This window comes from Candidatus Pelagadaptatus aseana, assembly GCF_040362265.1.
GTDB classification, from domain to species: domain Bacteria; phylum Pseudomonadota; class Gammaproteobacteria; order Pseudomonadales; family Cellvibrionaceae; genus Pelagadaptatus; species Pelagadaptatus aseana.
On sequence record NZ_BAABNJ010000002.1, the window covers coordinates 207,719 to 228,551 of the forward strand.

General features: G+C 54.2%; 21 protein-coding genes. 14 read left to right on the forward strand and 7 right to left on the reverse strand.

All coding sequences use genetic code 11. From position 1 onward, the window contains the following. Positions 1-11: 11 nt before the first annotated feature. Entirely contained in the window at positions 12-1,025 is a 1,014-nt protein-coding gene (locus tag ACPXV9_RS03540) for an MBL fold metallo-hydrolase (RefSeq protein ID WP_423894635.1), read from the reverse strand. Positions 1,026-1,137: 112 nt separating this feature from the next. Here ACPXV9_RS03540 and ACPXV9_RS03545 point away from each other — a divergent pair, with 112 nt between their 5' ends. Further along, positions 1,138-2,097, forward strand: coding sequence for an alpha/beta hydrolase (locus ACPXV9_RS03545; RefSeq protein ID WP_423894636.1), 960 nt, complete (start codon positions 1,138-1,140; stop codon positions 2,095-2,097). Positions 2,098-2,131: 34 nt separating this feature from the next. Beyond that, complete coding sequence (locus ACPXV9_RS03550) at positions 2,132-2,632, forward strand: winged helix-turn-helix transcriptional regulator (protein ID WP_423894638.1); 501 nt, start codon at positions 2,132-2,134, stop codon at positions 2,630-2,632. 4 nt (positions 2,633-2,636) lie between these two features. On the opposite strand, the gene ACPXV9_RS03555 is transcribed toward ACPXV9_RS03550, so the two are convergent. Both ACPXV9_RS03555 and ACPXV9_RS03560 read right to left on the reverse strand, forming a co-directional pair. Beyond that, positions 2,637-3,164 carry a hypothetical protein gene (locus ACPXV9_RS03555; RefSeq protein WP_423894640.1) on the reverse strand — a complete coding sequence of 176 codons (528 nt, stop codon included), beginning with the start codon at positions 3,162-3,164 and terminating at the stop codon, positions 2,637-2,639. A gap of 252 nt (positions 3,165-3,416) precedes the next feature. Beyond that, positions 3,417-4,010, reverse strand: coding sequence for a helix-turn-helix domain-containing protein (locus tag ACPXV9_RS03560; RefSeq protein WP_423894642.1), 594 nt, complete (start codon positions 4,008-4,010; stop codon positions 3,417-3,419). Positions 4,011-4,257: 247 nt separating this feature from the next. On the opposite strand from ACPXV9_RS03560, the gene glnT reads away from it, so the two are divergent. The 10 genes from glnT to ACPXV9_RS03610 all read left to right on the forward strand — a co-directional run bounded on the left by glnT (position 4,258) and on the right by ACPXV9_RS03610 (position 15,721). Further along, complete coding sequence (gene glnT / locus ACPXV9_RS03565; protein WP_423894644.1) at positions 4,258-5,589, forward strand: type III glutamate--ammonia ligase; 1,332 nt, start codon at positions 4,258-4,260, stop codon at positions 5,587-5,589. A gap of 36 nt (positions 5,590-5,625) precedes the next feature. Continuing rightward, complete coding sequence (locus ACPXV9_RS03570) at positions 5,626-6,528, forward strand: class II glutamine amidotransferase (protein WP_423894646.1); 903 nt, start codon at positions 5,626-5,628, stop codon at positions 6,526-6,528. 21 nt (positions 6,529-6,549) lie between these two features. Beyond that, entirely contained in the window at positions 6,550-7,233 is a 684-nt protein-coding gene (locus ACPXV9_RS03575) for a hypothetical protein (protein WP_423894647.1), read from the forward strand. A gap of 26 nt (positions 7,234-7,259) precedes the next feature. Then, positions 7,260-8,588: an FMN-binding glutamate synthase family protein gene (locus tag ACPXV9_RS03580; protein WP_423894649.1), complete on the forward strand. Its 1,329-nt coding sequence runs from the start codon at positions 7,260-7,262 to the stop codon at positions 8,586-8,588. 141 nt (positions 8,589-8,729) lie between these two features. Continuing rightward, positions 8,730-9,599, forward strand: a complete 870-nt coding sequence (gene purU, locus ACPXV9_RS03585; protein WP_423894651.1) for a formyltetrahydrofolate deformylase — start codon at positions 8,730-8,732, stop codon at positions 9,597-9,599. An 11-nt stretch (positions 9,600-9,610) separates the two neighbouring features. Next, complete coding sequence (folD, locus tag ACPXV9_RS03590; RefSeq protein WP_423894652.1) at positions 9,611-10,477, forward strand: bifunctional methylenetetrahydrofolate dehydrogenase/methenyltetrahydrofolate cyclohydrolase FolD; 867 nt, start codon at positions 9,611-9,613, stop codon at positions 10,475-10,477. A gap of 60 nt (positions 10,478-10,537) precedes the next feature. Further along, entirely contained in the window at positions 10,538-11,785 is a 1,248-nt protein-coding gene (locus tag ACPXV9_RS03595; RefSeq protein WP_423894654.1) for an FAD-dependent oxidoreductase, read from the forward strand. A gap of 20 nt (positions 11,786-11,805) precedes the next feature. After that, complete coding sequence (locus ACPXV9_RS03600; protein ID WP_423894656.1) at positions 11,806-12,108, forward strand: sarcosine oxidase subunit delta; 303 nt, start codon at positions 11,806-11,808, stop codon at positions 12,106-12,108. Then, positions 12,105-15,038, forward strand: coding sequence for an FAD-dependent oxidoreductase (locus ACPXV9_RS03605; RefSeq protein WP_423894658.1), 2,934 nt, complete (start codon positions 12,105-12,107; stop codon positions 15,036-15,038). Before ACPXV9_RS03600 ends, ACPXV9_RS03605 begins: the two co-directional genes overlap by 4 nt. 2 nt (positions 15,039-15,040) lie before the next feature. After that, positions 15,041-15,721, forward strand: a complete 681-nt coding sequence (locus ACPXV9_RS03610; RefSeq protein WP_423894660.1) for a sarcosine oxidase subunit gamma — start codon at positions 15,041-15,043, stop codon at positions 15,719-15,721. 111 nt (positions 15,722-15,832) lie between these two features. Here ACPXV9_RS03610 and ACPXV9_RS03615 read toward each other — a convergent pair whose 3' ends face one another. Both ACPXV9_RS03615 and purU (ACPXV9_RS03620) read right to left on the reverse strand, forming a co-directional pair. Further along, complete coding sequence (locus tag ACPXV9_RS03615; protein WP_423894662.1) at positions 15,833-16,885, reverse strand: aldo/keto reductase; 1,053 nt, start codon at positions 16,883-16,885, stop codon at positions 15,833-15,835. Positions 16,886-17,038: 153 nt separating this feature from the next. Beyond that, on the reverse strand, positions 17,039-17,902 hold the full coding sequence (gene purU / locus ACPXV9_RS03620) for a formyltetrahydrofolate deformylase (RefSeq protein WP_423894664.1): 864 nt from the start codon (positions 17,900-17,902) through the stop codon (positions 17,039-17,041). A gap of 115 nt (positions 17,903-18,017) precedes the next feature. On the opposite strand from purU (ACPXV9_RS03620), the gene ACPXV9_RS03625 reads away from it, so the two are divergent. Next, positions 18,018-18,617, forward strand: coding sequence for an ACP phosphodiesterase (locus ACPXV9_RS03625; RefSeq protein ID WP_423894666.1), 600 nt, complete (start codon positions 18,018-18,020; stop codon positions 18,615-18,617). Here ACPXV9_RS03625 and ACPXV9_RS03630 read toward each other — a convergent pair. Further along, entirely contained in the window at positions 18,614-18,871 is a 258-nt protein-coding gene (locus ACPXV9_RS03630; protein WP_423894667.1) for a YkgJ family cysteine cluster protein, read from the reverse strand. The two genes, ACPXV9_RS03625 and ACPXV9_RS03630, sit on opposite strands and share 4 nt — an antisense overlap. A 71-nt stretch (positions 18,872-18,942) precedes the next feature. On the opposite strand from ACPXV9_RS03630, the gene ACPXV9_RS03635 reads away from it, so the two are divergent. Further along, positions 18,943-19,320 (forward strand): universal stress protein, encoded by a 378-nt coding sequence (locus tag ACPXV9_RS03635; protein ID WP_423894669.1) that lies wholly within the window; start codon positions 18,943-18,945, stop codon positions 19,318-19,320. A gap of 48 nt (positions 19,321-19,368) precedes the next feature. On the opposite strand, the gene ACPXV9_RS03640 is transcribed toward ACPXV9_RS03635, so the two are convergent. Further along, the gene (locus ACPXV9_RS03640) at positions 19,369-20,823 is read right to left on the reverse strand and encodes an NAD-dependent succinate-semialdehyde dehydrogenase (protein ID WP_423894671.1); all 1,455 of its coding nucleotides are present in this window, start codon (positions 20,821-20,823) and stop codon (positions 19,369-19,371) included. Positions 20,824-20,833: the final 10 nt, after the last annotated feature.

Consider the following 20,833-nt stretch of genomic DNA (forward strand, 5'->3'; position numbering starts at 1 on the left):
AGATTACCTTGTCAGTGGATGTGTTCACCCTGCCAGTCGGCTTTTTTGGACTCGTAGATTTTTTCATCGATCCATTTGGCCAGTGCGTCGGGAAGAATGGAGAAAATGGTTTCCACGGTCGGGTTGAACAGCAACTTATGCATCACTTTGAAATTCATATAGGTGCCAATCAGCAAGGCCGATTCATGGCCGATAGTTGGGAACTGGCGTTTCATTTCGGCAATGACATCTTCGGCGTTGTCATGATTCTCCAGAGCGAGATCGTAGGCCATGATGTAATCGCGGGTATGGGTCAGCGCTCCCATTGGGGTCAGGTCCGAACCCTTGGGCATGTGCCCGGGGATCACCATCTTATAATCCTGCTTTAACCAGTGATTGATCTGTGTCAGCCAAATCCGGCGGCTTTCTTTGGTGGAGCCGCCCATCATGACATGACCGTTGTAATAAATGATGTCACTGGGGATCAGGGTGTGGGCACTGGGTACATAGGCCACCGTGTGCGGTTCGTCGGGTTCTCCCAGGGCCACATCACCATAAAAGCCTCTGGACAGTTCTACCGGTTGGCCATCGATGAAAATTGTATCTTCGTTATAGGGAGCAACAATTGGCGAGGGCACTGCTGCGTTATCACCGTAACGGGATCGGGCGAGGTCATCACTCACTGCAATGCGCTTTCTTTGCAGCTCAGCGACATCCGGAGTGGCAATAAAGCGGGCATTGGGGAAACGTTTCAGCAGTACGCTGGCGCCTTGAAAGTGATCCAGATGCGCGTGGGTCAGGAAAATGTATTTCAGTTCAAGACCGGTTGCTTCTATTTCATTCGCCAGTCGGGTAGCTGCAGAAATATTGGGTTGTGCCGAGACCACCATCATTTCGCTGTGGCCCTTGATCAGCGCTGAGGTGGTGTTGATTTCCTCCGGTTCGGATACGTAGAGACTGACTTCCAGTGCATTGACCAGCGCAGACGGCAGGCTTAATAGCAACAATCCCCCCATCAAAAATCGTTTCAAAGTGTTCTTTAGCATCGTCGGTTTCCTGTTGTGACTGACTTATGGTTTGAACTATTAAATCTATTATGGTTTCATAATGCAACCATTGGGTATTGTTATGAAATTGCGAGTTAAGCGAGGATTGTCTATGTCACGGTTAGTTATATCGGTGTTTTCCCTGATCATATTGGCGGTAACGGCTGTTGTTCAGGCCGCACCCAAATACCCGGAAGTGGTTTTGCCAGAGAGTGTGGAGCGTAAGGTCATCACCATCTGGAGTGATGGGCGGGCGCTGGATGGGGATATCTTCCGGCCAAAGAATCTGCAGAATCAGAAAGTTCCGGCCATTGTGACCAGTCACGGTTGGGGCGGAGACAAGAATACGGCGGCACGATACGCCGCCAAGTTTGCCGAGGCGGGTTTTATCGCGCTCACCTTTACTCACAGCAGTTGGGGAGAATCCGGCGGTAATCTGCTACTCAATGGCAAGCCGGAGCTTGATGATCAGGGTAATGCGACTGTCAGTATCCACGTAGTCCGGGATCTGGTGGATCCCATAGACTGGGTTCAGAATGTGCGTTCAGCAGTGGACTATCTGGAAGGTGAGCCCAATGTCGACAGTGCGCGCATTGGCGCCTGGGGAACCAGTTTTGGTGGTGGCATTATGGTGGCTAATGCCGTGCGTGATGAGCGTATTGCGGCTTTGGTGACACAGGTAGGTGCTTTCCCGACCATGGCAGGCCCTAAACTGGCCTACGCAAAAAAACGAGCGATTGATATTGCCCGTGGCAATTTGAGTCCGATTCCGGAAGGAATCGATGGCATTCCCGGTTTGCAGGGTACACCGCACCTGGCTCGTTTTATTCAGTATCAGCCATTGGCTGATGTGGCCTCTGTGTCTGTTCCGACGCTGTTGATTGCCGCCGGTGATGAGCAACTGTTTAACAATGAAGAGCACAGTAAAAAGGCGTATGACATCATTCATAACAAAGCCAGCGTGGCCACGGAATACCATGTGATTCCCGGGATTAATCACTACGGCATTTATTTTGGTGGTTACGCCAAGGGCAGTGATCTGGCTCTGAAATGGTTCCAGCAAAAGCTTTGATGTTAATTCGCAATGAAAGCATTAGAATGGCGTCATGAAACGAAAATCTCTCGCACATTTTAATTGCAGTTGGGCACAGGCGGCCGAGGCTGTGGGCGACAAGTGGTCGATCATGATCATTCGTGATGCTTTCTATGGCGTTAAATCTTTCTCGGCCTTTGCCAAAAATATCGGCATATCCAAAAATATTCTGAGCCAGCGTCTCGAGCATTTGCAAGAACACGGCATACTCGAAAAGCGTCCGGTTGGTCTGGGGTCATCGCGATATGAATATTGTCTGACCGAAAAGGGATTTGCTCTGTTTCCGGTGATTGCAGCCGTAGGCCAGTGGGGGGATCAGTGGATCTTTGGCGAGGGGCAGGAGCCCCTCGTGATTGTGGATGCTGAAAACCGTGAACCGATTCAGAAGATGTCGGTCAAGGCCTCCGATGACCGAGAGCTAAGCCTGCGAGATATCACTTTTATCGCCGGGCCCGGTGCCAGTGACAGCACCAGGCAAATAGCCAGAGAGATCGAGCAAAACCTGAAGCAGTGACGATCTAGCTGGTCGGGTCCTGCTTGGCGGCGCGATTGGCTGCAGCAATGGGCGTATGATTTTTCGGAATGACTTTTACCACCAGCTTGCAGTAAGTGCTTTTGGATGAATCGCTGGTGCTGGCCCAAAGTATGTTGCCAAAGTCCACCACCTGATGCATGCCGGCGTCACTGGCATCAACCACCAGCTTTCTGCCGTTGCTGGCTTCTGAAATTTTAAAGTTTACCCCTGCCTCGGTTTTATCAATCAGTCCGGTACCCATCAGAGTAATCACGCCTTTGGAGTTGGAGTTGATAACCGGAGAAATCTTGTGGCTGCGGTTGCTGACCCGATGGGTCCACATTCTCATGTCGCCGGCACGGTCTGTGTAGACTTCCAGTCGATCTCCCTGGCGAATGGTGAAGGTGTAAACGTTACCAGATACCGAGGCTGCATAATCCGTTGACGTGTGTCTGATGGTGTCAGCGGTTGCCAGTGTGCTTGCCAGTAAGCTGATAAGTGAGAAAAAAAGTATTCCGATTGATCTGTGCATAATTAGCCGTCCTGTTTGCAGATGGGTGGTGGCGTAATTCTCTATACGGAATTTTGATTTGTATTAACGTTCAATGTTGTTGTTTAGAACTCGTGAAAACACCTCTGGAATATTGCAAGGACAGTGCCAGAAGCTTGTCAAAGAGGTTATCTATGACTCAAGAGTCGAGATCAATATAGTGGAAGCGATAAAAATGTGGCTCACCCATTCGGGTGTTTTTATTGAGTGATTCTGTTTTCTTTTTGTGCCGAATCAATCATCGGAATAATGGATAATCGACAGCAGTTTGATGGGGGCTTCAACCAGAGTCTCCGGCCCGTGGGGCACCTCGGCATCAAAGGTGAGACTGTCCCCAGCTTCCATTTCATAGAGGTGGTTGCCATGGCGGTAAACCAGTTTGCCTGACACCACATAAATAAATTCTTCGCCCGGGTGGGAGAAGGTCGGAAACACTTCCGACAGATCGTCCATGGTCACCATAAAGGGCTCAAAGGTGGTCTTGCCGCCGCGCTTGTAGGTCAGCAGCTGGTAGGTGTGACCCTTGTCCGTTCCCCGCCTGACCACTTCCAGTCCCTCATCGGCTTTGGTGAACTGCGCGCCACCGTCGGGGCGATCGTAGTCGGAAAACAGTTTGGAAATAGGCAGGCCAATGGCATCACACAGGCGATTGAGGGTTTCCAGGCTGGTGGATACCTGTGCATTTTCTATTTTGCTGACCATACCCTGGCTGATGCCTGAAATGCGGGCGACATCCACCAGTTTGAGGCCCTGATCCAGTCGTGCCTTTTTAACTTTCATGCCGATGTATTGGTCCAGATCGAATTTGGTTGCGCGCGTATCCGTCATTAAAAATGCCTCTGATTGGTGCGTGTTGTTCTGGTTTGGTGCGAAAAGTGCCGGAAGCGTCTGAGTCCTTTCTTAAGCAAAATATTCCCATAAAGAATAAAAAATTACTATCGTCTTGAAAAATATGAAGTTATCCTTTCAGGAAACTAATATTCCTAATCGGAAAAATTGTGGCATGATTAATGCTTTCCTATAAGGGAAATTTATTTACTAAAAAGAAAATCACTTGCCTTCAGGGAGTTCAGATATGTCCAAAGATATCGATAAGTTCATCAGTGACAACGAGATCAAGTACGTTTTGGCCCAGTTTGTCGACATTCACGGTGTTGCGAAAACCAAGTCAGTGCCAGTCCACTGCTTAATGGACGTGGTTGAGAATGGTGCCGGTTTTGCCGGTTTTGCTGTCTGGGGCTTGGGTATGGAGCCTCATGGTCCTGATTTTATGGCGCGTGGTGATCTCGATACTCTCTCTATTGTTCCCTGGCAGCCGGGCTACGCCCGCATCGTTTGTGATGGTCACGTCAATGGCGAGCCCTATCCCTACGACAGTCGTGTGGTCTTGAAGAGGCAATTGAAACTGCTGGCCGACAAGGGGTGGACGCTGAATTCAGGTCTGGAGCCGGAATTCTCCCTGTTCAACCGTACCGCAGACGGCGGGCTGGAACCGGTGGACAAGAGTGACGTGCTGGCCAAGCCCTGTTACGACTACAAGGGGTTGTCACGCTCTCGCGAATTTCTGGAAACCCTGGTCGAATCTCTGCAGCAGCTGGACTTCGATGTCTATCAAATCGATCATGAAGACGCCAATGGCCAGTTTGAAATCAACTACACCTATGGCAACGCTCTGGAGTCTGCCGATCGCTTTACCATGGTGCGCATGGGTGCCGGTGAAATTGCCAACGATCTGGGCATGGTGTGCTCCTTTATGCCGAAACCCACTTCCGATCGCACCGGTAACGGCATGCACTTCCATCTCTCCATTACCGATGAGGATGGCAAGAATCTGTTTAATGACGACAGCGACAGTAATGGCATGGGTCTGTCGAAGATGGCCTACCACTTTACCGCCGGTCTGTTGCATCACGCCAAAGCCCTGTGTGCCATTGCTGCGCCAACGGTTAACTCCTACAAGCGTCTGGTAGTGGGCGGTTCTGCCTCCGGTGCCACCTGGGCACCGGCCTACATTGCCTACGGTGATAACAACCGTTCCGCCATGGTTCGCGTGCCCTACGGTCGCCTGGAGTTCCGTCTGCCGGACGCCGGTTGTAACCCTTATCTGGTGCACGCCGCGATTATTGCCGCAGGCCTTGATGGCATTGAGCGCGAGCTGGATCCGGGTGAGCCGCAAAACATCAATCTGTACTCCATGACCGAGCAGGAACGCCATGAAAAAGGCATCGACATCCTGCCGCAAAATCTGAACGAAGCTCTGGATGCGCTGGAAGCCGACACCGTGTTAACCGAGCGGCTGGGTAAGGAAATTGTGGAAGAGTTTCTCAAGGTCAAACGCACCGAGTGGATTGAATACAGTCGCCATGTTTCCGATTGGGAACTGAAGCACTACGCAGAATTTTTCTAAGAATTAGTAATTATCAAAGCATACTGAGAGGTTTTTATGTGTGGAATTGTAGGCCTTTATTTGAAAAATAAGGCGCTGGAAAATCAGTTGGGTGAGCTGTTTGCCCCCATGTTGATTGCCATGACGGATCGCGGTCCCGACAGTGCAGGTTTCGCAATTTACGGCGATGAAGTGGCTGAGGGGGAAACCAAATTAACCCTGCGTCACAGTGATGAGTCTTACGACTGGGCAACTCTGGCGGCAAAGCTGGGTGATGCTCTGGGTTGCAGTATCGACTGGTTCCAGAATAACAAGGTAGCGGTATTCAAAGTGGCCGCTGTAGCCGATCTGGCTTCATCCGCTGTGGCGGAGATTGCCCCTGAGGTGCTGGTACTGAGTGCGGGGCGATCCATCGAAATTCTGAAAGAAGTGGGCTTGCCGGAGAGCATTGCCGAGCGTTTCAATCTGCCCGGCATGAAAGGCAGTCACATTATTGGCCACACCCGCATGGCGACCGAATCGGCCGTGACCATGGAAGGCTCCCACCCTTTCTCTACCGGCGAAGATCTGTGTCTGGTGCACAACGGTTCTTTCTCCAATCACAACCGCATGCGCGAAGAGTTAAAACGCTGTGGCATTCAATTCGAAACCGAAAACGATACGGAAGTGGCGGCGGGTTACCTCACCTGGCGTCTGCAAGAGGGCGATAGCCTGAATGAGGCGCTTGAAAGCGGCCTAGAAAATTTTGACGGTTTTTACACCCTGACCATCGGTACCCGCAACGGCTTTGCCGTGGTGCGCGATCCGATTGCCTGTAAACCCGCGGTGCTGGCTGAAACCGACGATTACGTTGCGATGGCTTCCGAGTATCAGGCGCTGACAACCCTGCCGGGCATTGAGAATGCCAAAGTGTGGGAGCCGGAACCGGCCACCATTTATGTCTGGGAACGCGATCAGTAAGAGTCAGTTGAGGATTAAGAAATGAAGACGATCAATTTAGAACAGCAAAGCGTACGCGATCTGAACCAGGCACTGCACGATCAGGCGGGCGAGTGTACCGAGCGCGAGTGGGAAGTACTGGAGCCCAAGGGACAGCACAATATTGCCTGTGGTCTGGATCAGAATCTGTCCGTGGATATCAAAGGCCACGCCGGATACTTCTGTGCCGGTATGAATAAAAAAGCCCATGTCACCGTGCACGGCAATGTGGGTCAGGGTGTCGCCGAAAACATGATGTCCGGTACGGTTCGCGTCAAAGGCGATGCCTCCCAGGCGGCCGGTGCCACGGCCCACGGCGGCTTACTGGTGGTTGAGGGTAACGCCGCTGCGCGCTGCGGTATTTCCATGAAGGGTGTCGACATCGTTGTAAAGGGCGATGTGGGCCACATGAGTTGCTTTATGGGACAGGCCGGTAATCTGGTGGTGTGCGGTGACGCCGGCGATGCCCTGGGTGATTCGCTCTACGAAGTAAAAATTTATGTCAAAGGCAGCGTTAAGTCTCTGGGTGCCGACTGCATTGAAAAAGAAATGCGTCAGGAACATCTCGACGAACTGGCCGAGTTGCTCAACCGCGCGGGTGTTGATGAAGATCCCAAGGCCTTCAAACGCTATGGCTCCGGTCGCCAGTTGTACAACTTCAAAGTCGACAACGCGTCCGCGTACTAACTTTGCTGAATCTTGAGGACAGAACAATGAGTGATGATATTAATGTAAAAAATGGTCTGCGCGAGTCGGCAACGTTTGATCGTATTACCATGGCCGAGATCCGCCGTGCCTCCGAGACCGGTATCTATGACATTCGCGGTTTTGGCGCCAAGCGCCCGCTGCCACATTTTGACGACCTGCTGTTTCTTGGTGCCAGCATGTCCCGCTACCCGCTGGAAGGTTACCGCGAGAAGTGCAATACCTCGGTAACTCTGGGCACCCGTTTTGCCAAGAAACCCATCGAGCTGGATATCCCGGTCACCATCGCCGGAATGAGCTTCGGTGCGCTGTCGGCCAACGCCAAGGAAGCTCTGGGGCGCGGTGCCTCCATCATGGGTACTTCAACCACCACTGGCGACGGTGGCATGACGCCCGAAGAGCGCGGCCAATCCAGCAAACTGGTGTATCAGTATTTGCCGTCGCGTTACGGCATGAACCCGGACGATCTGCGCAAGGCTGACGCCATTGAGGTGGTGTTGGGGCAGGGTGCCAAGCCCGGCGGCGGTGGCATGCTGTTGGGACAAAAAATTACCGACCGTGTGGCGCAGATGCGTACCTTGCCCAAGGGCGTGGATCAACGTTCTGCCTGTCGCCACCCCGATTGGACCGGCCCCGATGATCTGGCCATCAAGATTCAGGAGCTGCGTGAAATTACCGACTGGCAGGTGCCCATCTACATCAAGGTAGGTGCAACCCGTACCTACTACGACGTCAAACTGGCGGTCAAAGCCGGTGCCGATGTGGTGGTGGTTGACGGCATGCAGGGGGGCACTGCGGCGACCCAGGATGTGTTTATCGAACATGTGGGTATTCCAACACTGGCCGCCATTCCTCAGGCCGTTCAGGCGCTGCAGGAAATGGGCATGCACCGCAAGGTACAACTAATTGTCTCCGGCGGTATTCGCAATGGCGCTGACGTGGCCAAGTGCATGGCGCTGGGTGCCGATGCGGTTGCCATTGGCACCGCGGCTCTGGTGGCTCTGGGGTGTAACCACCCGATGTACGACGAGGAGTTCAAAAAGATCGGTTCGGCAGCGGGTTTCTATGACGACTACCACGAGGGCAAAGACCCCGCGGGTATTTCTACCCAGGATCCAGAGTTGATGAAACGACTGGATCCGGAAGACGGTGGTCGCCGTCTGGCCAACTATCTGAATGTGCTGACTCTGGAAGCCCAGACTCTGGCGCGCGCCTGTGGCAAAAACGACTTGCGCAATCTGGAGCCGGAAGATCTGGTGGCGCTGACGGTTGAATCGGCGGCCATGGCTCGCGTGCCGCTCGCTGGAACTTCCTGGATTCCCGGCCAGAAGTTTTAAGACAAACACAAACGTGAATGACTGAAATGACTCGGGGTGTTGAGCACCCCGACCGGATCCCTGCGTCTGGAGAAAACGGGGCGGGGGTTTCACAACATAAACCATCTGCAAAAACAGGGGGCTCTTGCGAGGGCTGATGTTATGACCAGCGAAACTGTCAAAGAAGAGTTTATTTTAAAAGTAAGTTGTCCGGCTCGCGGTGGCATTGTCGCCGCCATTACCACGTTTCTGGCTGAGCGCGGCTGCTATATCAGTGAAATGAGTCAGTACGATGACCCGGACAGCAAAACGTTTTTTACCCGCTGTCGCTTTCATGTGGAAAGTGGCGGTTATGGTCAGGGCGATTTGCAGGGCGAATTTGCGACGATTGCCGAGCAATTCGATATGGCCTGGCAACTGGTCAGTGCCAGTCAGCCGACCAAAGTATTGATCATGGTCAGCAAGTTCGATCACTGCCTGGATGATCTGATGTATCGCCTGCACAAGGGGGAGATCAATATGGAAGTAACCGCCATCGTCTCCAATCACAAAGACCTGCGGCCTATGGCGGAGCGCGAAGGCATTCGCTTTGTGCACCTGCCGGTGACCAAAGAGAACAAGCGCGAGCAGGAAAATGCCCTGCTTGAAATCGTCAGGGAGACCGGTACCGAGTTGGTGGTGCTGGCGCGCTATATGCAAATCCTGTCTGACAGTCTCTGTGCCGAGCTCAGCGGTCGGGCTATCAATATTCACCACTCGTTTTTGCCCGGCTTCAAGGGCGCCAAGCCCTACCATCAGGCGCATGAGCGCGGCGTAAAACTGATTGGCGCCACCTCTCACTATGTGACTTCCGATCTGGACGAAGGCCCGATTATCGAACAGGCCGTTCAGCCGGTGGATCACACCTACAGCGCCGAGGCACTGGTGGCGGTTGGTCGCGATACGGAAACCGTCGCCCTGGCCAAGGCCGTCAAGCTGCACGTTGAGCATCGGGTGTTTCTCGATGGCAACAAAACCGTGGTCTTTAAATAGGAATTGTCGTCATGGCTGACTTGATTGATGGCAAGCAGATATCGCAACAGGTGATTGACGAGGTCGCCTCCGAAGTGGCCGACTTCAAACAGCAATATGACACAGTGCCGGGTCTGGCTGTGGTGCTGGTGGGGGAGGATCCCGCCAGTCACGTCTATGTTCGCAACAAGGTCAAACGTGCCAACGAGGTCGGCATGAAGTCCATTGAACACCGGTTGCCGGCGGACTGCTCCCAGCAGACGCTGAATCGGTTGATCGATGACCTCAATAATGACCCTGAGGTGCACGGTATTCTGGTGCAACTGCCTCTGCCGGAGCATCTCAATGAAGAGGAAGTGATTGCCGCCATAGCCGCCGATAAGGATGTGGATGGTTTCCACCCCCTCAATGTCGGAGCTCTGGCCTGTGGTGATGCCAGCCTGATTCCCTGCACGCCACTGGGCTGCATGATCATGTTGAAGCAGGTTTGCGCCGATCTCAGTGGCAAAAACGCGGTGGTGATTGGCCGTTCAAATATTGTTGGCAAACCCATGGCCGCACTGCTGATGCAGGCCAACTGCACGGTGACGGTGGTGCACTCGCGCACCCGTGATATCGAAGAGATCTGCTCCCGGGCTGACATTGTGGTGGCGGCCATTGGCCGGCCGGAGTTTGTTAAAGCCGATTGGATTAAGCCCGGTGCCATTGTCATTGATGTGGGCATCAACGCCATTGAGCGAGACGGCAAGCGCAAGCTGGTGGGCGACGTGGATTTTGCGGCTGTCGAGCCGGTGGCCAGCGCGATAACGCCGGTGCCTGGTGGTGTCGGTCCCATGACCATTGCCTGCCTGATGAAGAACACCCTGACAGCAGCTCGTGGTTTGATGGCAAAGTCCTAAAAAGCAACGACAGTCTTAAACGTCATATAAGCCAAGCGGTTCTTAGATTAAGGAGGGGCAATGCCTTTCTCACTACTGAAGTATGGTCTCAACAAAGACTATCCATTTGAACAATACGCGGACCTGCCACCTCCCGGTGATCTCAAGTCCGGCTACGATGTGGTGATCATTGGAGGTGGCGGCCACGGCGTGGCAACCGCCTACTATCTGGCCAAGTATCATGGCATTACCAATGTCGCGGTGTTGGAAAAAGGCTATCTGGGTGGCGGTAATACCGCGCGTAATACCGCGGTCATCCGCTCCAATTATTTAACGCCGGAAGGTGTGAAGTTTTACACCGAATCGTTGAAATTGTTCCAGGGGTTATCCAACGAATTCGATTTCAACATCATGTATTCCAAGCGTGGCCAATTGACACTGGCTCACACCGATGCGGCCATTCGGGGTTTCCGCCAGCGCGCGGAAATTAACAAGCACTACGGCGGCAAAACCGAACTGATCGACCCGCAGCAGATTCGCGAACTGGTGCCAACCCTGAACATGAATCCGGGGCACCTGCCGGTGCTGGCCGGCCTGTGGCATATGGACGGCGCCACCGCACGCCACGATGCCGTGGCCTGGGGTTATGCCAAGGGGGCGACCCAGCGCGGTGTGGAATTGCATCAGTTAACGGAAGTGACCGATGTGGTGGTAGACAATGGCCGGGTTACCGCGGTTAACACCAATCGCGGCAAGGTCAATTGCGGCTGTGTGGTGCAGGCAGTTGCCGGTCACAGTTCGCTGCTGGCGGCCAAGGCCGGTTTTAAAATGCCGATTCTGTCCTACCCGCTGCAGGCGATGGTCACCCAACCCGTTAAACCCTTCCTTGATCCGCTGGTGAGCTCGCCGGCGCTGCATTGTTATGTGCAGCAGACTGGCCGGGGCGAATTGGTGTTTGGTGGTGGCTCCGATCCCTACCCACTCTACAACACGCGCTCGACTCTGGATTTGAAAGAAAGTCTGCTGGCGCACGCGGTGGAACTGTTTCCGTTTATGGCCAACCTGCGCTTGATGCGACAGTGGGCCGGTTTAACGGACATGACCTCCGATTACAGCCCCATTATGGGCTTAAGTCCTGTGGAAAATTATTACCTGGATGCCGGCTGGGGGACCTGGGGCTTCAAGTCCACGCCCATTTGTGGTGTCACCATGGCCGAACTGGTGGCCAGTGGTGGCAAGGTGCCGGAGTTGATCAAGCCCTTTGCCATGGATCGCTTCAACAGCTTCCGTCAGGTCAATGAGATGGGCGCTACGGCGGCCAGTCATTAACGGAGGCTCGGGAGACCAAGATGAAAATGTTGCATTGCCCGTTAAACGGGCCGAGAAACATCAGTGAATTTACCTACGGCGGTGAAGTCCGCGAGATGCCGGATCCCAATCACTGCAGTGACAGGGAATGGGCCGATTATGTGTTCTATCACGATAACGCCATTGGAGTGGTCAGGGAGTGGTGGTTGCATTCGCCCTCCGGCTACTGGTTTATCGCCGAGCGCCACACCGCCACGGATGAGATTTTGAAAACCTACGATTCATCGGAGCTGTTCAAAGAGCGGGTTGAATTCAAGCCACCCGCTCAGGAGTCCGCCTCATGACAGAAAACAGATTACCCGCCCCGATGGGGCTGCTGATTAACCGCGACAAGTCCGTGTCATTCAGTTTTGAGGGCAAGCAGTTCAACGGCTTGGAAGGCGACAGCATTGCCAGTGCCTTGCTGGCCAACCAACAATGGCTGATGTCGCGCTCTTTTAAATACCACCGTCCCCGCGGACCGCTGACCATGGCCGGTCAGGACGCCAACACGCTGGTGCAACTTGGGGGCGAACCCAATGTGCTGGCCGATCGTCAGAGCATCACCTCTGGCATGCAGGTGGAAGGTCAGAATTACAGTGGCTCACTAGAAAATGATCGCGATTCCATTCTGGGATTGTTCAGTCGTTTTATGCCGGTGGGCTTCTACTACCGTTCGTTTTTTAAGCCGTTGGGTATTTGGGACAAATGGGAAGGCATCATTCGCAAGAAAGCCGGGCTTGGAAAAATCGATCTCGATTTCAAGCCTGAGTATTACGACAAACAATACCTGTTTCACGATGTGGTGGTTGTGGGCGGTGGACCTGCGGGTTTAAGTGCGGCACTCAAGGCAGCTGATGCCGGTGCCAGTGTCTTGCTGGTGGAAGAGCAACCGCTGTTGGGCGGTTCCCTGACCTACCACCGCTTCGATGCCGAGGGGCAAAAGGCCCGGTTGCTGCGCGATGAGCTGCTGGCCAAAGTTGAGGCCCACGACAAGATTACAGTGCTGACCGAGGCGGCCTGCAACGCCTGGTTTACCGACAACTATCTGCCGGTGATTCAGGGCAAACGCATGTACAAGGTGCGCGCTAAAGAATGCATTGTCGCCTCCGGTTCCTTTGAACAACACGCGGTATTTCGCAACAACGACCTGCCCGGTGTCATGATGAGCAGCGCCGCACTGCGCCTGATGCAATGGTACGCGGTCAAACCGGGCCAGCGCGCGGTTGTGCTGACGGGCAATGACGACGGTTATCTCGCGGCGCTGGAACTGATGGATCAAGGCGTTGAGGTGGCGGCTGTGGTGGATATGCGATCTGAATCGCAACTCGCTGAATCCCACTGTCCTGAATCAAAGTATCCGGAACTGGCCGCTCAGTTGCAGCAGCGCAATGTTCGCGTGGTGTTTGAGTCCACGGTGTATGAGGCTTTTGCGACATCCGGCAATCGCCACATTCGTGGCGTTGATGTGCGCAAAATTACGGCCAAAGGTCAGGTTGATCTGAACCACAGTGACATCATCGAGTGCGACCTGTTGTGTATGTCCGCAGGTTATATGCCGGCCTATCAGCTCCTGTGTCAGGCCGGGGCGCAACTGAGTTACGACGATGCCGAGGCCGCCTTCAGTCTGGCGGGCATGCCGGAGCATTTGCACATTGCCGGATCGGTCAATGGCATTCATCAACTCGAACGGGTACTGGCCGATGGCGAGCGTGCGGCGCAAAGGGCGTTGCACAATCTTGGGTTGTGTCCCGACCCGGTCGCAGAGATTGTCTGTGCGGACAAGGTGAATTTTGACTGGCCAATTTTCAGTCACCCCAAGGGTAAGGATTTTGTCGATTTTGACGAAGATCTGCAGGCGCGGGATATCGTCAATGCCACCCGCCTGGGCTATCGCGATATACAGTTGGTCAAGCGTTTCTCAACGGTGGGTATGGGGCCTTCCCAGGGGCGCCACTCGGCGTTGCCGACGGCGCGACTGGTGGCCGATGTGACCGATCGCAGCGTCACCGAAACCGGTGTCACCACCGCGCGACCGCCGTTTGCGCCGGAGAAGCTGGCGCATGTGGCCGGCCGCATTTTTGATCCCTACAAGCGCACCGCCATGCACCAGCGTCATCTTGAGCTCGGCGCCCACATGATCCCCGCCGGAATCTGGCTGCGACCGGGTTTTTACGGTCCGGCAGATCAACGCGACGCCTGCATCCATCGCGAGTCAGAGCATGTGCGCAACAAAGTCGGCCTGATTGATGTCAGTACTCTGGGCGGGATAGAAATTCGCGGCCCCGACGCTGCGGAATTTATGAACCGCATCTACACCTTTGCCTTTCTCAAACAGCCGGTGGGGAAAACCCGCTACGCGGTGCTCACCAATGAGCACGGTGTGGTGATTGATGACGGTGTCGCCTGTCGCATTACCGAAGATCACTTTTATGTCACGGCCACCACCAGCGGTGTTGATCGCGTCTACAGCGACATGACCAAGTGGAATGCCCAGTGGCGTCTGGATGTGGATATTTACAACGTCACCGCCGCCTACGCCGCCGTGAATCTGGCCGGTCCGGATTCGCGCAAGGTGCTGGAAAAACTGGTTGAGGATGTGGATCTCAGCACCGAGGGCTTTCCCTATCTGGCGTATCGCGAGGGACACGTCAAAGACATTCCTGCACGTCTGCTGCGCGTCGGCTTTGTCGGCGAATTGGGTTACGAGGTTCATGTGCCGGCCTGTTATGGCGAGGCACTTTGGGATCTGCTGATGGCAGCCGGTGCCGAGTTTGATATCAAGCCCTTTGGCGTGGAAACCCAGCGTTTGCTGCGCCTGGAGAAGGGACACATTATCGTCAGTCAGGACACCGATGGCATGAGCCATCCGGGGGAGCTGGATCTCGGTTGGGCGGTCAATCGCAAGAAGCCGTTTTTTGTGGGCTGCCGCTCGGTGGATATCGTTATGAACCAGCCGCAGAGCCGCAAGTTGGTTGGCTTTACGCTGCCGGCCAACAGCCGCAAACCGGAGGAAGGGCATCTGGTGCTCAAGGGCGCGGATGTCACCGGCAATGTGACCTCCTGTGAGTTCTCGCCGACATCCGGGAAGATCATCGGCATGGCCTTTGCGGGCATCGATGACTCGCAACCGGGCAAGAGCATCACCATCCGCGTCGATGGTGGCGAGGAGGTTGAGGCCACGGTGGTCGAGCTGCCTTTTTACGATCCCGAAAATCAGCGACAGGAGTTATAAGCATGAATGCAGTATCTGCTGAATCCTTTCACAAGCGCAGTCTGACCCACAGGCTGCACGCCGGGACCCAATGGGTTGAACGCAATAACAGTGCGGTAGTGCAACACTATTCCCCGGCTGACACGCAGGAACAACTGCAACGGTGTGCGCTGCTGGATTTGTCGGGACTGGCCCGTACCGGATTGCGGGGCAAATCTGCACAAACTATCTTGGCAGAGCAGGGACTGCCGTTTCCCGAGGCGCCCAATCAGGCGGCGTTTGCCGATTCAGGTGCCATTGTGGCGCGCCTGGGAAGCAGCGAATGTTGGGTGCTGGATAATCCGCTTGATGAGGCTGCCGAGGTTTGCGCTGCCCTAGATCAGCGGGCACAGGCGGATGCGCAGGCCTACCCGCTTTATTGCCAGCACAGTCACGCTTGGTTTGCCCTGACGGGAAGGCACCTGCCGGAGCTGATGGCCAAAATATGTGGCGTCGACCTGCGCCCAGAGGCTTTTCCTGTTGGGGCGGTGGTGCAAACTTCCGTGGCTCGGGTCAATGCCATTATCGTGCACCATGAAATCCAGGGCTGTCCGGTTTTTTCGGTTCTGTGCGATAGCAGCTTGTCCGAATATTTTTGGGCTGCCCTGTTGGATGCCATGCAGGAGTTTGGTGGTCAGCCGGTAGGATTGAGTGCTTTCGGCTGAGGGTTAAAGGCTTTTGATCAAGCTCTGGTGGGCTTCAGGCGAAGGTTAAAGGCTTTTTCAGGCGAAGGCTGAAGGCTCTCGCCTGAATCACTGTTGATATCTTTTCCGGAATTAGAAAGGCAACGGAAATTGCTTAAAGATTTCCCGAATCGCTTTGATCACATCCATCTCCAAGGGTTTACGGAAAGCCGACATGTTATCTTTCAACTGATCCATATTGGTCGCGCCAATAATGGTTGAAGTAACGCCATCCACTTGATCAACCCAACCTAGCGCCAGCTGTGCCGGTGTCAGATTGTGCTGCTCAGCCAGGTCCACATAGGCCTGCACGGCGGCGTGCACCTGTGGGGTGTCGCGGAAAAATCCGTGGCGGGCGTTCATGCTCCAGCGACTGCCTTCGGGAATGGCGCCATTGAGGTATTTGCCGGTCAGTACTCCGGTAGCCAGTGGTGACCAGGGCAGGTATGCGACATCTTCATGCACGCAGTTTTCTATCAGGTAGGGCCAGTCTTTGGCGTGCAGCAAACTGAACTCATTCTGAATTGAAGTGACCCGGGTCAGGTTGTGTTTCTCACTCAGGCGCACGTACTCATTAATCCCCCAGGGGGTATCGTCAGAGAGACCGAAGTGACGGATTTTTCCGGCTTTTACGCTCTCGTCCAATGCCTGCAGAATCTCCAGCATCTGGTTGGAGTGGGCTTGACGATCGACATCGGTAAAAGTCACCTTGCAGGGAAAGTGCTTGCCAAAATGAGGTGAGGTTCGGTTGGGCCAGTGCAGTTGGTAGAGATCAATATAATCGGTTTTCAGACGCTTGAGAGAGTTGTCGATGGCAGCCAGAACGGCTTCGCCGGTGATGTCACCACCCTCGCGAATCCAGGGCAGACCATTGCCGGCAATCTTGCTGGCCAGAATAAACTCTTCCCGGCGCGACGGGTTGGCCGCCAGCCAGCGACCGATAATGGTTTCGGTTTTTCCGTAGGTTTCGGCACTGGGTGGTACCGCATACATTTCCGCGGTATCAATAAAATTGATGCCGTTGGCCAGAGCGTATTCAATCTGTTCGCTGGCGTCTCTCTGAGTGTTCTGCTTGCCCCAGGTCATGGTGCCGAGGCAAACCCGGGAGACATTGAGGCCGCTGTGGCCAAGCTTGGAATATTTCATAACAAGGTTCTGTAGTGTTTTATTGTCATCGAATCATGGGTAACTGAGTATAGGAAGGGGGGCTGGCGACGCCAACAGCATTTGCATTTCTTTAGGGCATTAAAAAGCCGCAGACTTGCTGCGGCTTTTGGGTATGGACTGCGCTGCTATGAGCTAGCGTCTGAACACCACGGTGCGTTTGCCGTTGATCAGCACCCGGTGTTCGGCGTGCCAGCGCACAGCTCGGTAGATCACCACGCTCTCGATGTCATGGCCAATTTCAACCAGCTCCTCCGGGGAGTTACTGTGGGAAACCCGCTCCACTTCCTGCTCGATAATGGGGCCTTCATCCAGGTCCGCTGTGACATAGTGGGCGGTGGCGCCAATCAGTTTGACACCGCGATCGTAGGCCTGGTGATAGGGCTTGGCGCCTTTGAATCCCGGCAGGAAGGAATGGTGAATATTGATGGCGCGTCCGGCCAGTTTGTCGCACAGGTCATTGGACAGAATTTGCATATAGCGCGCCAGCACCAACAGGTCGGCGCCCGTATCTTCAATGACCTGCAGGATTTGCGCTTCCTGTTGCGGTTTGGTGTCTTTGCTGATGGGCAAGTAGTGGAAAGGCACGTTATACCACTCTACCAGGCTGCGCATGGTTTCGTGGTTGGACACCACGGCGACTACATCAACGGGTAAGGTGCCTTCCTTCCATTTGTGCAACAGAGCATTGAGGCAGTGTCCCCACTGGGAAACGGCGATGACTACTTTGGGCTTATCGCCCAGATTGCACAGTTGCCAATCCATTTGATCCCGTTCGGCAATGGCGGCGAATTCCTGGCGCAACTGATTGATGCTGCAGGCTTCTTCGTTGACGGCAGAAAACTCGGTGCGCATAAAGAAGCGTTTTTCCTGACGATCTTCAAACTGCGAGGATTCTTCCACGTTGTAGCAATGCTTTGCCAGCAGAGCGGTTACATCGGCGACCAGACCGTGGCGATCGGGGCAGCTAAAAGTCAGGACAAAGCGTTGGCTGTTCATAATCCTCGTTAGATTCCATGGGTGAATTCGATATGATGGAATTTATCAGAAGCGGGGCACCTCTGTCCGGTTTAAATCGGGCTTATGGGAAAGCTGTTGTTATAGGACAAGCAAATTGAATTATCTGGCGCATGTGTTTTTATCGGGTGACCAACTGACCTGGCAATTGGGCGGATTTCTCGGCGACTTTATCAAGGGCCCGTTGCCAGAATACCTTGGGGATGAGCAGGGAGGTGTCTGGCCTGCTGAAGTACTGGCTGGCGTCAGGCTGCATCGAAAACTCGATGCCCACGTCGATCAGATGCCCGCCTATCTTGCCTGCATTGAGTTGTTGGGGGATTCTTACCGTCGCTGGGGCGGCGTCGCCATGGATGTTTTTTTCGATCATTTACTGGCACGACAGTGGCAGGATTTTTCTGAGCTTGATCTGACCAGCTTCAGCCAATCATTCTATGATTACTGCCTCGAGCAACAACTGCGACTGCCCATGTCTGCGAGACGATTTATTGTCCGGGCGGCGGATAACGATCTGTTCAGGGGCTACGCGGACCGGGAAATATTTATCCCGGTGTTGCAGCGCATTGACCAACGGGTGCGATTTGATACCAATCTGGTCGAAGCCGGTTATGCGGTGCTGGATAATTATTCTGAGCTGGAGCGGCGCTTCAAACCGGTGATGCAGAGTCTGATTCAGGATTGTCAGCGCTGGCGCTAAGGTTTGGTTGAATCTTCAAGGAACGTCAAAATTTGCTGTGCTTGTTCGCGATTGTCGCCGCAAAAGTCACGATCGGGCTTAAAGCCGCGACAAAATTCTGGGTAATTGTGCTGCTCCCAGATGCGACAGTTGAGGGTCTTTGGATCCAGATTGAAGCAATATTCTCCAGCCTTTTTCCCCTCGGGCATGCCGGGCAGAGGTTGACTGATGGAGGGGGCGATGCAGCACATGCCGCAGCCGGGTCTGCATTCCATGGTGGAACCTTGGCAAGATCGAATTTGGTTTTATACTCTAAGGCATATTACTTCGCAATCGGGAATGAAAAATGAAAAAAATTCTGGTGTCTCTGGATCTGGCTCACGGGGTTTCACCGTTGATTGAACAGGCTTCCGAATTGGGTAAGGCTTTTCTTGCTGAGGTGTTGGTTGTGAGTGTTAACGGCGACGAGTCTGCTGCCACACAATTGGGTGATATTACCGAGGCCATGGTTGCCGATGGTGTCAATGCTTCGGTGGAATTGCTGTCTGGCAAGGTGGGGGAGCAGGTTGTTGCCAAGGGCAATGACATGGATGCCGATGTGATTGTGATTGGCTCACACGGCAACAGCTCGGTATTTGATACGCTGATGGGCAGTGCCGGGCAGGATATTATGCAGCACGCCGGGCGACCGGTGTTGCTGGTGCCGGTGCCTGAGAAAAGCTAGCTGCAAAATGGATTGCCACCCCCGTGGGGGTGGCGAACGCTTGGGTGCTCAGATGCCACCCAGACACATATATTTGAGTTCGATGTAATCATCGATACCGTATTTAGAGCCTTCGCGGCCGGATCCGGATTCTTTTACCCCGCCAAAGGGGGCCATCTCATTGGAGATGATGCCTTCATTGATACCGACAATGCCATACTCCAGACCTTCGCCAACGCGGAAGATTCGTCCCAGATCTTTGGTGTAAAAGTAGGAGGCCAGTCCAAACTCCGTGTCATTGGCCATCTCAATGGCCTCTTCTTCGGTTTTGAATTTGAACAGTGGTGCCACCGGGCCAAAGATTTCTTCGCTGAATACCCGCATGTCCCGGGTGGTGTTGGCCAGAATGGTGGGCTCATAGAAGCAGGCACCCAGATCGGAGATCTTGCCGCCGGTGACGACCTCTGCCCCTTTGGCGACGGCATCCTGCACCAGAGTGTCGACATCGTTGACGGCTTTGGTGGTCACCAGAGGGCCGTGGGTGGTGCCTTCTTCCAGGCCATTGCCCAGTTTGAATTGATTAACGGCTTCGGCGAGTTTCTGGGCAAAGCGGTCGTAGATTCCTTCCTGAACCAGAAAGCGATTGGTGCAGACGCAGGTCTGACCGGAATTGCGATACTTGGAGACCAGCGCGCCTGCCACCGCGGCATCGACATCGGCGTCATCAAAGACAATAAAAGGCGCGTTGCCGCCCAGCTCCATGGAGGTTTTCTTGACGGTTGAGGCGCACTGTTCCATCAGAATCTTGCCCACAGGCGTCGAGCCGGTAAAAGTCAGCTTGCGCACCTTGGGGTTGCTGGTCATCTCGCCACCGATTTCCCGGGAGCGGCCGCTGACAATCATATTGAATACGCCCGCCGGCAGGCCTGCTTCTTCGGCCAGAACACAGATAGCCAATGCTGACAGGGGTGTTTCTGAAGCCGGGCGGCCAACAAAGGTACAGCCTGCCGCCAGTGCGGGTGCCGCCTTGCGGGTAATCATGGCGTTGGGGAAATTCCATGGAGTAATGGATGCCACCACGCCCACGGGCTGCTTGATCACCATGATTCGCTGATTGTTATTGGGTGGCGGAATGATATCCCCATCAAGGCGTTTGGCCTCCTCGGCAAACCACTCAATATAGTTGGCACCATAGGCGATCTCGCCGCGGGCTTCGGCCAGGGCTTTACCCTGTTCGGCGGTCAGGATTCGGGCCAGATCTTCCTGATTTTCCATGATCAGGTTAAACCACTTGCGCAAAATGTTGGCGCGCTCTTTGGCGGTGGTTTTTGACCAGCTGGCAAAGGCGCTTTCGGCGTGATCGATGGCCGCTTTGGTTTCGGCTGCACCCAGTGAGGGCAGGGTCGCAATGACCTCGCCCGTAGCCGGGTTGGTTACATCAATGGTCTCTTCGGCGTCGGTGATCCATTGGCCGTTTATGTAAGAGCCTTTTGCCAGTAAATCCGGGCGATTGAGTTGCAGCATAATCAATTCC

Coding starts and splice junctions, on each gene's coding strand:
- ACPXV9_RS03550 (WP_423894638.1), top strand. CDS start 2,132: ATGAAACGAAAATCTCTCGCACATTTTAATTGCAGTTGGGCACAGGCG.
- purU (WP_423894651.1), top strand. CDS start 8,730: ATGACCAGCGAAACTGTCAAAGAAGAGTTTATTTTAAAAGTAAGTTGT.
- ACPXV9_RS03600 (WP_423894656.1), top strand. CDS start 11,806: ATGAAAATGTTGCATTGCCCGTTAAACGGGCCGAGAAACATCAGTGAA.
- folD (WP_423894652.1), top strand. CDS start 9,611: ATGGCTGACTTGATTGATGGCAAGCAGATATCGCAACAGGTGATTGAC.
- ACPXV9_RS03580 (WP_423894649.1), top strand. CDS start 7,260: ATGAGTGATGATATTAATGTAAAAAATGGTCTGCGCGAGTCGGCAACG.
- ACPXV9_RS03615 (WP_423894662.1), bottom strand. CDS start 16,885: ATGAAATATTCCAAGCTTGGCCACAGCGGCCTCAATGTCTCCCGGGTT.
- ACPXV9_RS03555 (WP_423894640.1), bottom strand. CDS start 3,164: ATGCACAGATCAATCGGAATACTTTTTTTCTCACTTATCAGCTTACTG.
- ACPXV9_RS03640 (WP_423894671.1), bottom strand. CDS start 20,823: ATGCTGCAACTCAATCGCCCGGATTTACTGGCAAAAGGCTCTTACATA.
- ACPXV9_RS03545 (WP_423894636.1), top strand. CDS start 1,138: ATGTCACGGTTAGTTATATCGGTGTTTTCCCTGATCATATTGGCGGTA.
- ACPXV9_RS03570 (WP_423894646.1), top strand. CDS start 5,626: ATGTGTGGAATTGTAGGCCTTTATTTGAAAAATAAGGCGCTGGAAAAT.
- ACPXV9_RS03630 (WP_423894667.1), bottom strand. CDS start 18,871: ATGGAATGCAGACCCGGCTGCGGCATGTGCTGCATCGCCCCCTCCATC.
- ACPXV9_RS03635 (WP_423894669.1), top strand. CDS start 18,943: ATGAAAAAAATTCTGGTGTCTCTGGATCTGGCTCACGGGGTTTCACCG.
- ACPXV9_RS03560 (WP_423894642.1), bottom strand. CDS start 4,010: ATGACGGATACGCGCGCAACCAAATTCGATCTGGACCAATACATCGGC.
- ACPXV9_RS03605 (WP_423894658.1), top strand. CDS start 12,105: ATGACAGAAAACAGATTACCCGCCCCGATGGGGCTGCTGATTAACCGC.
- ACPXV9_RS03610 (WP_423894660.1), top strand. CDS start 15,041: ATGAATGCAGTATCTGCTGAATCCTTTCACAAGCGCAGTCTGACCCAC.
- ACPXV9_RS03540 (WP_423894635.1), bottom strand. CDS start 1,025: ATGCTAAAGAACACTTTGAAACGATTTTTGATGGGGGGATTGTTGCTA.
- ACPXV9_RS03575 (WP_423894647.1), top strand. CDS start 6,550: ATGAAGACGATCAATTTAGAACAGCAAAGCGTACGCGATCTGAACCAG.
- ACPXV9_RS03595 (WP_423894654.1), top strand. CDS start 10,538: ATGCCTTTCTCACTACTGAAGTATGGTCTCAACAAAGACTATCCATTT.
- glnT (WP_423894644.1), top strand. CDS start 4,258: ATGTCCAAAGATATCGATAAGTTCATCAGTGACAACGAGATCAAGTAC.
- purU (WP_423894664.1), bottom strand. CDS start 17,902: ATGAACAGCCAACGCTTTGTCCTGACTTTTAGCTGCCCCGATCGCCAC.